This is a genomic window from Providencia sp. PROV188 (genome assembly GCF_027595165.1).
Taxonomy (GTDB): Bacteria; Pseudomonadota; Gammaproteobacteria; order Enterobacterales; family Enterobacteriaceae; genus Providencia; species Providencia lanzhouensis.
In genome coordinates this window covers 653,476-667,847 of sequence record NZ_CP097291.1, presented here as the reverse complement: position 1 = coordinate 667,847, position 14,372 = coordinate 653,476, and the positions used below count along the sequence as shown (strand labels likewise).

The following is a 14,372-nucleotide window of genomic DNA, read 5'->3' as shown; positions in this document are numbered from 1 at the left end:
AAAATCAACCGCTTAATTTATCAAGCGGTTGATTTTTGTAGCCACATTAGCCACACCCTTATTTAAATGCATGTCTTACATTATAAATGAAGTTTAACACCCGATTATTTAAGTCATTAAATAATGAATAAAAACGCTCTTTAAATGATGGTTTCTTGGATTTTGCCATTTCAACCTCTGCTCGTAATTCATCTGTTGAAATATTCAGATAGTGTTCAATATCGTTAGCAATTTTGTTGGCCTTGACTCTCTTACACTGAAGAATATCGATAATTAAGTCAATTTTAGAGGAAAAAACATCTACCTCCGTGCTACTTCTTTTTTTATTAATAATTTCAAACACAGCACCCACAATATTTTTAGATATGGATTTCATTACTAACATTGATTTAACTCTATTAATACCAGTCTCTATAACTTCATTTTTCTCTTTAATGTACTTATCATATACGATTTTTTCTTCGTCGCGTTTGGCATTATATTCAGATTGTAATAATTCAATACCCGAATTCATTTTCTCTTTGATAAATTCAATAATGCGCCCATCTTTTACATCATGGCTCAGCTCCGTTAAAAACTTTCTATTCTCGCTGGTAAATTCATTTTCGGAAAGAATACCTTTGATTAAATGGATTTTTTCAATACTTTCAACTCCCTTAAAAACCTCAAAATCCGAATGTTTCTTTATATTTTTAATGAACTGTTCATACTCAGGCTCATTTATTTTAAGTTTACAGAGGTATTTATAAGAATAATCAATAATATAATCTTTGATTTTCTTGATTATTTCTCTAGGGAATCCTTGTTTCTCAAGTAAATAGACTACTGCACAAGTTTCAACTCGACAGGATGCGTTATATATAGAAATGAAGCGCTGCTCTTTAAAAACTCTATGAACTATTTTCTGTTTATCAACATCATGGTTTAATGCGTTAATAATAATCTTGAAAAGATTATCTAATTCTACTCTTACCTTATCTTTTTCATCAATAGTTTTTTTCGATATAATATAGCTCATCAACATTTTTATATAGCTCAAATCGTTTTTGGATAAGCTTTCTCCGTTTTTTAAATTATCGATAAACTTATCATAATCACTATAGTACGTTTTTTTTTCCTCTAAGCTCTCTTTATTTTCATTTATTTCTTTTAGCTTATTTAAATCAAGCTTATTTTTTACCTCTGCTGATAATTGAGTAAGCGTTCTCTCAATTTTTTCCAACACAGGGTGTGATTTTACTTTTTTCTCGCCAGAAGGAGAGGCTTCAGTAAGTTTATCTGGTGAATTTTCGCTTTTCGGTTCTGATTTTAAATTCGCCTTTACACATTCATTTTTCATAATACTCACAACCTTTAAGGCTTTATGAAAATACTTTTCAGCTTTTCTTTTCGCTTCCTTACACCCATTCTTCTTAGCAATGTCCCATGCCTCACTTATTTCTTTTCCACCATCCGAACTATTATTGTTAACTTTTTTTATTTCATTGATGATAATATATTTTCTCCCTTCGAAAACTGTTGGGTTTTTGACTATTTCCCTTACCATATCGCTTAATGAATAATTCATTAATATAGAATCTTGCAGTTTAGTTTGAAAAATTCTCATATATATTCCTTTTTGTATAAACTAGTTTAGCTTTAAAAAAGAGCTTATCCTTGGTCTTAATTAAGAAACAAGCTCTATTGAGAATGGTAAAATTACTTTATTAAAATTATTTACTTAAATTTTTCCTAACTATAGTAGCATCGTGAAAATCTAATCCATTAATTATATCCCCATGGGTCTCTTGTAAATTAAAATATTCATCAGTTATTCCCTTGATTTTATTTTCAAAAACGAAAGGGTTATTTTTATTACTGTTTTCCTCATCAACTTTCTCAATCGAAGGAATAATATTAATATTTTTATCGAGAATATATTTTTTGTTTTCAGCTAAATTCATTTCAGTACTAGGATGTTCTTTATTATAATAAATATCAATTCCAAATTTACGATTAAGCATATCGCTAATTTTATCACGTACAGGTTTATTAGCTTCTCTCGTTTTAGATATGATTGCTTCATTAACTCCCTTACAATCTAGGAAAGATTTTTTCTTGTAAATTTCCGTGATTTTATGCTCTATTTTTCTTAGTGATTTTTCTGAAATATCATTATTCGCTGACTTAAATTCAATGGCTTCAATAACTGAATGATAGCTTCTAATTATTTTTTTACGGAAAACCATTTCACTGATTGAATCAAGATTATTTTTAATAGATAAAATAAAGCATCCAATCTTTGCATTCAATGCATTTTTGAACCCAGGATTTTTCTGAATATCATAATTTATCGACTTTTCCAGGGAAATATTGTTGTTGTTTTTAACTGAACTATGTTCAATAAGAGACATACTCACTTCCTTAATTTTAATGACATAAAATAAAAATAATAATATTTTTTTAATTTCCTCAACGATATCAAATATCGCCACTTATATATTTCCCATATAAAAATTAATATTTCTTATATTAATCCAAGGAGATAAATCATTTACTTCGTTGACATACATTGCTTTTAATGTGATTAATATTCTTCTAAAAAACGATAATAAAAGGAAAAATTTGTGAACAACGTAATAATACGTAGAGCCACCTTGGACGATGTCCACGCTATCACACAAATGCACGCGGATTACTCCGCTTATGCCAACACTTTGCAATTGCCTTATCCCACTGAAAAAACCTGGGAAGCACGACTGGGAGCCAACGATCCGCTGGTGACTCAATTTGTCGCCACACTCGATAACGCAGTGGTTGGGTTACTTGTCGTGCATCAACCAGCTCAAATACGCCGCCGACATGTGGCGAGTTTCGGTATTACCGTGAGTCAGGCTTATCAAGGCAAAGGAATTGGTTCGAAATTAATGCAAGTTATGGTGGATTATTGTGACAATTGGCTGAATGTTCACCGCATTGAATTAGAAGTCTTTGCCTCTAATGGTAGCGGCTTGGGTCTATATGAGAAATTTGGCTTCAAGCAAGAGGGGATTTTACGCGATTATGCTTTTCGTGATGGTGAGTATGTGGATGCTATTGTGATGAGTCGAATTAAATCAAAAATTTAAGCAGATTTATAAATCAAAAATGCCACGTTTAAAGTGGCATTTTTGTATTCAGATTAGAGCGCTAATCAACGATTATTTATCACCTAACAGAACTGAATCCAGTGCAATTTCAATCATTTCATTGAACGTGGTTTGACGCTCTTCTGAGGTTGTTTGTTCGCCAGTTTTGATGTGATCAGAAACGGTACAAATAGTCAGTGCGCGGGCACCAAACTCAGCAGCCACACCGTAGATACCAGCAGCTTCCATTTCCACACCAAGGATGCCGTATTTTTCCATCACTTTAAACATGTCTGGATCTGGGGAATAGAACAGATCCGCAGAGAACAGGTTACCAACACGAACGTTTACGTTACGCGCTTTTGCCGCTTCAACAGCGTTATGCACTAAGTCATAATCTGCAATTGCCGCAAAATCATGGTCTTTGAAACGCTGACGGTTCACTTTAGAGTCTGTGCATGCGCCCATACCGATAACCACGTCACGCAGTTTCACATCATCCATGACTGCGCCACATGAACCAACACGGATCAGCGTTTTAACGCCAAAATCAGTGATCAACTCTTTTGCATAGATGGAGCATGAAGGAATACCCATTCCATGACCCATAACGGAAATTTTACGACCTTTATAAGTCCCTGTGAAACCTAACATACCGCGTACGTTATTCACTTGGCGAACATCTTGAAGGAAAGTTTCTGCAATGTACTTCGCGCGCAGTGGGTCACCTGGCATCAGTACGACGTCTGCGAAATCACCCATTTCTGCATTAATATGTGGAGTAGCCATTCGTATTCCCTTTTAATCATTAAAATTGTGCACAATAAATAAGGCAGTTTCCTGCCTTATTTTCAAATCACCCTGTCGCAAGCTTAAAACATCGGCTTACCGTATTCCATCGGTGATAAATCAAAATAATTCGCGACTGTCTGGCCAATATCCGCGAACGTTTCACGGTGACCTAAAGAACCAGGTTTAACTTTTGGTCCGTAAACCAGCACTGGGATGTGTTCACGAGTGTGGTCTGTGCCTGGCCAAGTTGGGTCGCAGCCATGGTCAGCGGTTAAGATCAGAATGTCGTCTTCTTTAACCAGTTTCAGCATTTCAGGTAAGCGGCTATCGAATAGCTCTAATGCTGCGGCATAACCAGCAACATCACGACGGTGACCGTATGCAGAGTCAAAATCTACAAAGTTAGTGAAAACGATGGTGTCATCACCCGCGATTTTCATCTCTTCTAAGGTTGCGTCAAACAGAGCATTAATACCTGTTGCTTTGATTTTTTTGGTGATACCAACGTGTGCGTAGATATCGGCAATTTTACCGATAGATACCACTTCACCTTGTTTTTCTTCCACTAATTTTTGCAGAACGGTTGGCGCTGGTGGCTCTACCGCTAAGTCATGACGGTTCCCCGTACGCTCAAAGTGACCCGCTTTGTCGCCAACAAATGGACGCGCAATGACACGACCGATGTTGTAACCACCTTTGGTTAACTCTTCACGGGCAATTTCACACAGCTCATACAATTTGTCTAAGCCGTAAGTCTCTTCATGGCACGCGATTTGGAATACAGAGTCCGCAGAGGTATAGAAAATTGGCTTGCCAGTTTTCATGTGCTCTTCACCCAATTGGTCCAGAATGACCGTACCCGATGAATGGCAGTTACCTAAGTAACCCGGTAAGTTGGCTTTTTCTACCAGTGTATCCAGCAATTCTTGTGGGAAACTGTTTTCGTGTTTTTCGAAATAGCCCCAATCGAATAGAACAGGAACGCCCGCAATTTCCCAGTGACCAGACGGCGTGTCTTTACCTGAAGATAACTCGCTTGCATAACCATATGCACCGATAATTTCTGCATTTGGATCCAGACCCGCAGGGAATTTTCCGCTTGATTCTTCCCCTGCTTTTCCTAAACCTAATTTAGTTAAGTTCGGCAGGTGTAATGGACCTTTACGACCTTTGTCTGCTTCCCCGCGAGCACAAGCTTCTGCGATATGACCCAGAGTGTTCGAACCTTCGTCGCCGAATTTGTGGGCATCACCTGCAGCGCCGATCCCGAAGGAATCCAGTACCATGATAAATGTGCGTTTCATATTTATTCTCCTGCGATACAGCTTATCTGTTCATCGCGTCATCTAACCCGCACCCTTCTGTGAAAGATGCGGATATCGGTTTATTCACTAATTTGACGATAGACCATTGGTGTCGCTTCTGGGGCTTTATCCCCAATAATCATAGCAGCGCGAACTTCTTTCGCCGCCTCTTCCCATGATTTTTCGCTATTGGCATGAATGATCGCAAGTGGAGTTTGGGTATCAACTTTGCTACCTAATGCTGCGATATCACTTAAACCAACGCTGTAATCGATAGAATCTGAAGCTTTACGACGACCACCCCCTAACGTTACCACAGACATACCCAGTGCTCGTGTGTCCATTTGTGTGATAATGCCCGCTTGAGGCGCGTAAACGGCTTTACTGAGGACAGCTGTTGGCAGATATTTGCTGTAATTCTCAACAAAATCTTTTGGCCCTTTTTGTGCTGCGACCATACGCCCAAACACTTCAGCCGCTTTACCGTTATCCAGCACCGCTTGTAATTTCTGACGCGCATCGTCACGATCCGATGCCAATTTACCTGAAACAAGCATCTCCACACACAGCGCCATGGTGACTTCGAACAAACGTGGGTTACGGTATTCGCCCGTCAAGAATTGCACGGCTTCGCGGACTTCAACGGCATTACCGGCGCTAGATGCCAGTACCTCGTTCATGTCAGTTAATAATGCGGTGGTATTGCAGCCTGCTCCATTGGCGACTTGCACGATAGATTCAGCCAGTTGCTCTGATTTTTCGTAGGTTGGCATAAATGCACCAGAACCCACTTTAACGTCCATCACTAACGCATCTAACCCTTCGGCTAATTTTTTACCTAAGATAGACGCGGTGATAAGCGGAATAGAATCCACAGTCGCCGTGATATCGCGAGTCGCATAGAAACGCTTGTCAGCGGGCGCTAGTGAGTTGGTTTGACCAATAATCGCTACGCCCACATTTTTGATAATGTCGCGGAAACGCTCATCGTCAGGGAAGATATCAAACCCAGGGATAGCTTCGAGCTTATCAAGGGTTCCACCGGTGTGACCTAAGCCGCGACCGGAAATCATCGGAACATAACCACCACATGCAGCAACCATAGGTCCCAACATGAGTGAAGTCACGTCACCCACGCCACCGGTGGAGTGTTTATCCACGAGTGGGCCATTAAGATTCAGTGATTTCCAATTTAATACGGTACCTGAATCACGCATCGCTAGCGTTAGAGCTACACGCTCAGGGGTTGTCATATCATTGAAATAGATGGTCATTGCTAGGGCTGCAATCTGACCTTCAGAAACCGTGTTATCACGCACACCATTGATGAAGAAGCGGATCTCTTCTTCGCTTAATGGTTTGCCGTCACGTTTTTTACGAATAATTTCTTGAGCGAGAAACACAATAGGCTCCTTAATTCACATCGAATTCTTCGGCTAAATAGTCACGGCTGTTGCCCAAGTGAGATTGGGCAACAGTCTGATGTCACTAATAATTGCGATTATTAATAGCTGCTGGAAGATTTTTTAACGTCAAATCCCAGCGTATTTAATAAATTCGCTAATAAGCTAGATGCGCCGAAACGGAAATGGCGAGCATCAGCCCAGTTATCGCCTAAGATTTTGCTTGCTAAGGCTAAATATTGTGCTGCTTCTTCAGCGGTACGAACGCCGCCAGCAGGTTTGAAACCAACACTTTTCGCAACGCCCATATCATGAATGACTTGCATCATGATTTCTGCGCTTTCTAAAGTGGCATTCACAGGCACTTTACCTGTAGATGTCTTAATAAAATCAGCACCTGCATTAATTGAAATTTCAGACGCTTTACGGATTAAAGCGGCATCTTTTAGTTCGCCAGTTTCAATGATCACTTTAAGTAATACATTTGCAGCCGCACAAGCATCCTTACATGCTTTCACTAAATCGAAACCGATTTTTTCATTACCAGCCATCAGTGCACGGTATGGGAATACAACGTCAACTTCATCCGCACCATAAGCAATGGCAGCTTTAGTTTCTGCTAAAGCAATCTCAATATCATCATTACCATGTGGGAAGTTGGTGACGGTTGCAATGCGGATATCTGGCGTTCCTTGCTCACGTAAAGTTTTACGTGCGATAGGAATAAAACGAGGATAAATACAGATAGCAGCGGTGTGACCTGCTGGGCTTTTTGCCTGGTGACATAAGGCGATCACTTTTGCGTCAGTGTCGTCGTCATTTAACGTGGTTAAATCCATCAGGGTCAGTGCGCGTTGCGCTGCTGCTTTTAAATCAGTCATATAACTCTCCAACGATGTTAATTCTTTCAGAACGATACGTTCTTTGTTGGCGAGCGGGCTTGTTCCATAAAGATGCTAGTTAGGTTTTCCAAACTCAGCAGCTGAGATCCATCTCACCGCACGATGCCCTAGAGCCAGTTGACTCTATGAACTATCAGTTCCGTGGCAACTTACTGTTACCTATTTGACCACGTAACTGGGGTATTTTATGCGCTACAAATCACATTTATCGACTGAACGTTACATTATTAAATATATATTCGTGAACGATATCACAATTCCATAGGTAATTGCTCACTCTTTGTCAGCCATTATACAGGCTGCAGCCTTCTCGTCTTAAATTGATTACGTTAAGAATAGTTGAAAAAGTAAGAGTTACGATAAAAACCAGAAAAAGAATATCGCAGAAGAAAATGACAGCGGAAAGACCAATCGCCTTTCCGCTACACAAACAGGGGGATTACATTGCGGTCATTGCAGCTAATGTTAAGAAGAAGCCAGCAATCGTTGCACTCATTAAGTTAGAGAGTGTACCCGCCATAACAGCTTTCATACCTAAACGAGCCACATCACTACGGCGATTTGGTGCCATTCCACCTAAGCCGCCCAGCAAAATTGCCACAGAAGATAAGTTCGCAAAACCACACAGCGCGAAGGAAATAATCGCTTTAGTGTGATCAGACAGAACTTGTTTGCCCGCCGCAATCACATCCGCATCTGCTTTCATATATTCGCCGAAGTTCATGAAAGCAACGAATTCGTTTACAACCACTTTTTGCCCGATGAAAGAACCGGCAATTGTCGCTTCGCTCCACGGCACACCAATCAGGTATGCGATTGGGGCAAATACCCAACCTAGTAATAATTCGAGGGATAATTGCGGATAGTCAAACCAGCCACCCACGCCACTTAAAATACCGTTAATTAATGCAATTAATGCGATGAACGCCAGTAACATTGCCCCCACGTTCAGAGCCAGTTGCATACCGGATGCTGCACCAGATGCGGCTGCATCGATGATGTTCGCTGGGCGATCTTCTTCTGCCACTAAATCTTTAGCATCCACATCATCTTTAGCAACTTCAGTTTCAGGAACCATTAACTTAGCAAACAGTAATCCACCCGGTGCCGCCATGAAGGATGCCGCAATCAGATATTCCATTGGAACACCCATTTGCGCATAACCCGCTAATACTGAACCCGCTACAGACGCTAAACCACCACACATGATGGCAAACAGCTCAGAGTTAGTCATGGTAGAAATATAGGGACGAACAACCAGAGGCGCTTCAGTTTGACCGACGAAAATATTCGCGGTTGCAGACAGTGATTCGGTTCTTGACGTTCCCAGTACCTTTTGCAGACCACCACCTAGAATTTTGATGACCAGTTGCATGATGCCGAGATAATACAGGACTGCAATCAGAGATGAGAAGAAGACGATGATCGGCAATACACGGAAAGCAAAGATAAAGCCGCCGCCGCCAAATAATTCAAACATTTTGTCGGAAACTAGACCACCAAAGATGAAGCTCATCCCATCTTGACCGTAACCGATAACTTTAGAAACACCGTCGGACATGCCTTGTAAAACGCTACGTCCCGCTGGGGAGTAAAGAACGAATGCGCCGATAGCGACTTGGATTAAAAAAGCACCGCCGACTGTACGAAGTCTAATTGCGCGACGATTGCTGGAGAAGAGAACGGCTATCGCAATAAGCACCGCCATCCCAACAATACTCAAAATGAGTTGCATGGAAGTATCCCTGTTCACTTAATTCTAGGTTAATGTATAAAGAAACTCGCAAGATTCCACGAATCTTAGTTCGATGATTATAACCAGTCATCATTAATAACCCCCAACATTCATCACAAATCCAAAGTGCAATAAGTAACATAAATTCAAATATTGTGACGAAAATCACAATAGAAGATCAGTTTAGTCTGGAAAAGCACTAAAGCGATAGTCGAAGAGGTAAAAAGCTGAATGGATTTACTCGGATAACTACATAAAATACTTAAGAAATAATTATTAATTGACTAATTATAGTCTAAATTAGATTAAATAACGTCCGGCTATTGTTGTAAAGTTGTTGTGCTATTTCATCCGGAGATTCGTGGCGCAGCTCACACAAAGATTGAAATACCCATTGAATACGCTCAGGCCGATTAGGCTCACCTTGAAAACCGGATACAGGCATATCCGGTGCATCGGTTTCAAACACAAGACAACTTAGCGGGAGTTGAGCCATAACTTGGCGGGTTTTATTCGCGCGCTCATAAGTGATTGTCCCGCCAACACCAATGTAATACCCCAGTTTCACAAAACTTTCGGCTTGAGAAAGGCTGCCAGCAAAACCATGCACTACACCACGTGCGGGGACTTCATAGCGACGTAACATCGCAACCAACTGGTCATGGGTTTTTCGTGAATGCAGAATAACGGGTAAGTCAAACTGCTTAGCTAGCTTCAACTGGCGTTGAAGTAATATTTGCTGCCTTTCAAATTGAGGATCTTCCATATAGAGATCAAGCCCAATCTCTCCTACCGCCACGCACTTCTGGCTTTTACGCATCAGAAAATCCGTCAGTTTTTCAAAATGTGATTCTTGAAACTGACTTAAATATAGAGGATGAAATCCCATTGCTGCATGGAGTTGAGAATACTCATGCGCTAAATTCCATATGCGTTGAAAGTTATCCTGACTAACCGCAGGAATAATAATATCCGTAATTCCACCTTGCTTCGCGGTTTCTAGACTTTCTGTAAGTGCCTCACTGAACGGGGGAAAATCAAAATGACAGTGGGTGTCAATAAATCGAATATTATCACTCATGAGCAGGATTGCCTTGCAGGGCGCTAGCACTTGCTGCCTCAACTGTTTTTCCTGCTAATAAAGACTCTCGCTGATCTTCCATATGCATCAACTCTAATGAATTCGAGTTTTTAGAAAATCGACCGAAATCAGCATCATTACTCGCAAACTGTTGAGCTAATGCCGCAATAAAGTAACGCCCACAGCGTCGTCCGACATGGTAATCTTGGTTTAAGGCACTAATTTTACTGCCTAAAGCACTGCTTTTCAGTGGTGTTGGTGGGTATATTTCAAAAATCTGCACGCCATCGGGTGGATTTTCGATAAATTCCTGGGTTTTTCGATAACTCTTCAAGTGAACTTTTAACATGGCCGCCATGCGTTGCAGCGCCGAATTATCACCTTCCAGCCAGCGTGTCATTCGTTTTACCCATTCAGGCGTAAAGTACATTTGAGAAGGTACAGTGCGGATCACAACTATCGTATCAGCCCCACGACGATAAGCTTCCTCGACAGGGATCGCTGCGCTTATTCCTCCATCGTGGTATCGCACGCCGCTAAACTCTACGCCAGTTCGATAAAATCCTGGAATGGCGCTAGAGGCACGAATGATATCCAACCAAGAATCCGCATCAGGCTGTAAAAATGCTGCTGAAAAATCATCGCTACGACTGGCTCCCATATAGAATTCACGACCAGAATCTAATAATTCAAGCCCTGCATCCATATTAAGTGGAAACTCTTTAGCCGTCGTTTCAATCAACCAATCAAGGTCAATTAAGTTTCCTCCACGAATAAATCTCAGCGGGTTAAAAAAATTAAGATTTGTGGTATAGCGAGTAATAACTCGGCGGGCATATCCTGCTTGACCACAAATATAAGCGGATAAATTTTGGGCGCCCGCAGACGTCCCTATCATCAAATCAAAAGGGTTAAAGTTTTCTATCAGAAATTCATCCAATACACCGGCCGTAAAAATACCACGCTGACCGCCACCTTCGCAGATAAGGGCAGTTTTTCTTCCGTTAATTTCATCAGAAAACGCGAGTGGCTCAATCGTGCCTAAAGTGACTGGAACATGCTTTCCCATAGTAACCCTTTCTCTATATTGACGTGTATTTAATCAATCCCATTATAAATATGATTAAATTAAATGATTCTCATTAAACCGCTTTTCTCAGGGAGAGCAAATAGTAAAATGAGCTTTCGGCTGAAAGCCCATTTAAAAGAAATTACTTGTTCGTCAAAACTAAACCATTCTGTACTGATTTTACCCCTTTCGCGGTCGATGCAATCTGTACAACTTGATTTATCTGCTCGCTAGATTTGAGAAAACCAGAGAGGTAAACCACACCCTGAACAGTTTTCACCGACACACTATTACTTGGGAGCCCACTGGTACCTAAGAGTTTGCTTTTAATATCCGCAGTAATGGACGAATCATCAATATAGGTATCGGTGCTTTTCACACCACTAGAGATGGCATTACCTGTATCTTTTCCTGCCATTTCAACAGTTTTAGCTGCGCTGTCCCAAGTTTCTGAAGCTTGTTTTTTCAAGGCACTATCAGATGATGAGCTACAAGCAAAAAGTGCCCAGCTCAATCCAATGACACCTAAAGAACGTAAAACGGCGATCTTTTTCATTGGAACCTTCCTCTTGGTATGATTAATAAACTAACAATGTCATAGCCTAAGTAAAAAACAGGTAAAAATAAAGTCAAATAACTCATCTTACAGAGTATGACTCAAGGTAATTTTTAGTTTTGAGATAATTAATCTTAATTAGATGATTTGAATAAGAAATTAAAAATAATTGTCTAATATCTATCGATGAGAAAAATAGAAAAAGGGTGCCTGTATCACCTAACCCGCAATCAGAGAGAAATGTGGGGGATCGCTCCCCCACCAGACTACTCAACGCATAACAGAGTAGCTTGAACCATTGTGTTTCCACTCACTACGTTAACCGAACAAAGTCGGTCCCGCAGCAGCAGTGAAAGGCACAATACCGTGGCGCACACGGTCATTAGCCCGATAAGAGCAAACTTGGTCATTCCTCTTGACTCCTGTACAAAAAGGAGACAGAATCCAATTGTTGGGTTGGAGACTGCCTCGAGTTACTGTTAATGGAACTCGGGGCTTTCGTCTTTTTGGTCTCACAACTTATTGTTCACTTAAAGCGATTCTTTATTTAAACCAATAGTTTGCTTGAACCAAAATGATCCAAGCACCCACCGCCATCATAGCAGCATGCTCATCGCGAAAAAATATCGATTCGATTAGTTATGACATTGAAAATATTAATAATTAATAGAATAAATAACAAAAATGGCCAACTCAGTTGACCATTTAAATATAAACACATTAATTAGAGATAATGATTAGTGTTCGCGTGTTTTGCGGAATCTCACTTCAGGATAACGTTCACTGGTTAAGTTCAAATTAACCATTGTCGGTGCAATATACGATAAGTTATCACCACCATCTAAGGCTAAGTTTTGCTCATTTTTGCGCTTAAATTCTTCGAACTTCTTCACATCATCGCACTCAACCCAGCGAGCAGTAGAGACGTTAACCGCTTCATAAATCGCTTCAACGTTATATTCGCTCTTCAAGCGAGAAACCACCACGTCGAACTGGAGCACCCCTACCGCGCCCACAATCAAATCATTATTGATTAATGGACGGAAAACCTGCACAGCCCCCTCTTCGGATAACTGAACCAAACCTTTCAGTAGCTGCTTCTGCTTCAGCGGATCACGCAGACGAATACGACGGAATAATTCAGGTGCAAAGTTCGGGATCCCTGTAAATTTCAGCTCTTCACCTTGGGTAAAAGTATCCCCAATTTGGATAGTTCCGTGGTTATGCAGACCGATGATATCCCCTGCATAAGCATTCTCAACTTGAGAACGGTCACCCGCCATAAAGGTCAGTGCATCAGAAATCACCACGTCTTTCTTAATGCGAACTTGGCGCAGCTTCATCCCTTTTTCATAGGTACCCGAGACGATACGCATAAAGGCGACACGGTCACGGTGTTTTGGATCCATATTCGCCTGAATTTTGAATACAAACCCAGTGAATTTTTCTTCTGTGGCTTCAACTTCACGCACATCAGTTTTACGTGCCTGAGGTGCAGGAGCCCACTCAACGAGACCATCAAGCATATGATCCACACCGAAGTTACCTAAGGCAGTACCAAAGAATACAGGAGTCAACTCACCCGCTAAGAATGCATCGTGGTCAAATTCATGGGAAGCCCCTTGAACTAACTCCAGCTCTTCGCGAAGTTGAGAAGCTAATTCATCACCAACAGCCGCGTCTAATTCAGGGTTATTTAACCCTTTAACGATGCGAACTTCTTGAATTGTGTGACCTTGGCCTGTTTGATACAAAATGGTCTCGTCACGCAGTAAGTGGTAAACACCTTTGAATAATTTACCGCAGCCAATCGGCCATGTGATTGGGCAACAAGCAATTTTCAGCTCATTTTCCACTTCATCTAATAGCTCCATTGGATCGCGAATATCACGGTCCAATTTGTTCATAAAGGTCAAAATCGGTGTATCGCGCAGGCGGGTAACTTCCATCAGCTTACGAGTACGATCTTCAACCCCTTTACCGGAGTCGATAACCATTAAGCAACAGTCAACGGCGGTTAGTGTACGATAAGTATCTTCCGAGAAGTCTTCGTGTCCTGGGGTATCTAATAGGTTCACTAAACAATCATTATAGGGAAATTGCATCACAGAGGTGGTGATTGAGATACCACGCTGCTTTTCCATTTCCATCCAGTCTGATTTGGCATGCTGGTTAGAACCGCGACCTTTTACTGTTCCCGCGCGTTGAATTGCGTGTCCGAAAAGTAATACTTTTTCAGTGATCGTGGTTTTACCTGCATCGGGGTGAGAAATGATAGCAAACGTTCTACGGGTGCTAACTTCATGGAGAAAATTCTGATCTGTCATTTAACCGTTCTTTTCGTCTATATCCAGATTTGTATGGGCATCAGGAAGAGGCTCGAGGTGGCTCTAAGCGCAGCAAATCCGTATTGTTAATCGTAA

General features: G+C 41.0%; 13 protein-coding genes. 1 reads left to right on the top strand and 12 read right to left on the bottom strand.

Annotated elements, in window-relative coordinates:
- Positions 1 to 58: 58 nt before the first annotated feature.
- Together M5X66_RS02945 and M5X66_RS02940 are read right to left on the bottom strand one after the other, a co-directional pair.
- Positions 59 to 1,606 carry a hypothetical protein gene (locus tag M5X66_RS02945; protein WP_270103865.1) on the bottom strand — a complete coding sequence of 516 codons (1,548 nt, stop codon included), beginning with the start codon at positions 1,604 to 1,606 and terminating at the stop codon, positions 59 to 61.
- A 106-nt stretch (positions 1,607 to 1,712) separates the two neighbouring features.
- Complete coding sequence (locus M5X66_RS02940) at positions 1,713 to 2,474, bottom strand: hypothetical protein (protein WP_154633888.1); 762 nt, start codon at positions 2,472 to 2,474, stop codon at positions 1,713 to 1,715.
- A gap of 132 nt (positions 2,475 to 2,606) precedes the next feature.
- Between M5X66_RS02940 and M5X66_RS02935 the strand changes: the two genes are divergently transcribed.
- Entirely contained in the window at positions 2,607 to 3,107 is a 501-nt protein-coding gene (locus M5X66_RS02935) for a GNAT family N-acetyltransferase (protein WP_036950229.1), read from the top strand.
- A gap of 72 nt (positions 3,108 to 3,179) precedes the next feature.
- Here M5X66_RS02935 and deoD read toward each other — a convergent pair whose 3' ends face one another.
- The 10 genes from deoD to prfC all read right to left on the bottom strand — a co-directional run bounded on the left by deoD (position 3,180) and on the right by prfC (position 14,276).
- Positions 3,180 to 3,896 (bottom strand): purine-nucleoside phosphorylase, encoded by a 717-nt coding sequence (deoD, locus tag M5X66_RS02930; RefSeq protein WP_006657106.1) that lies wholly within the window; start codon positions 3,894 to 3,896, stop codon positions 3,180 to 3,182.
- 83 nt (positions 3,897 to 3,979) lie between these two features.
- A complete protein-coding gene (gene deoB / locus M5X66_RS02925; protein WP_036950225.1) occupies positions 3,980 to 5,203 on the bottom strand; it encodes a phosphopentomutase in 1,224 nt (407 codons plus the stop codon).
- Positions 5,204 to 5,283: 80 nt separating this feature from the next.
- Positions 5,284 to 6,606, bottom strand: coding sequence for a thymidine phosphorylase (gene deoA / locus M5X66_RS02920; RefSeq protein WP_036950222.1), 1,323 nt, complete (start codon positions 6,604 to 6,606; stop codon positions 5,284 to 5,286).
- 101 nt (positions 6,607 to 6,707) lie between these two features.
- Complete coding sequence (deoC, locus tag M5X66_RS02915; protein WP_108479208.1) at positions 6,708 to 7,487, bottom strand: deoxyribose-phosphate aldolase; 780 nt, start codon at positions 7,485 to 7,487, stop codon at positions 6,708 to 6,710.
- A gap of 460 nt (positions 7,488 to 7,947) precedes the next feature.
- A complete protein-coding gene (locus M5X66_RS02910) occupies positions 7,948 to 9,243 on the bottom strand; it encodes a NupC/NupG family nucleoside CNT transporter (RefSeq protein ID WP_036950218.1) in 1,296 nt (431 codons plus the stop codon).
- 295 nt (positions 9,244 to 9,538) lie between these two features.
- Positions 9,539 to 10,324, bottom strand: a complete 786-nt coding sequence (locus M5X66_RS02905; protein WP_108479207.1) for a TatD family hydrolase — start codon at positions 10,322 to 10,324, stop codon at positions 9,539 to 9,541.
- Positions 10,317 to 11,393, bottom strand: a complete 1,077-nt coding sequence (locus tag M5X66_RS02900; RefSeq protein ID WP_036950214.1) for a patatin-like phospholipase family protein — start codon at positions 11,391 to 11,393, stop codon at positions 10,317 to 10,319. Before M5X66_RS02900 ends, M5X66_RS02905 begins: the two co-directional genes overlap by 8 nt.
- Positions 11,394 to 11,535: 142 nt before the next feature.
- Positions 11,536 to 11,949, bottom strand: coding sequence for a BON domain-containing protein (locus M5X66_RS02895; RefSeq protein ID WP_036950212.1), 414 nt, complete (start codon positions 11,947 to 11,949; stop codon positions 11,536 to 11,538).
- 266 nt (positions 11,950 to 12,215) lie between these two features.
- Entirely contained in the window at positions 12,216 to 12,332 is a 117-nt protein-coding gene (locus M5X66_RS02890; protein ID WP_224061125.1) for a Hok/Gef family protein, read from the bottom strand.
- Between the two features lie 354 nt (positions 12,333 to 12,686).
- Positions 12,687 to 14,276, bottom strand: coding sequence for a peptide chain release factor 3 (prfC, locus tag M5X66_RS02885; protein ID WP_036950211.1), 1,590 nt, complete (start codon positions 14,274 to 14,276; stop codon positions 12,687 to 12,689).
- Between the last annotated feature and the right edge of the window lie 96 nt (positions 14,277 to 14,372).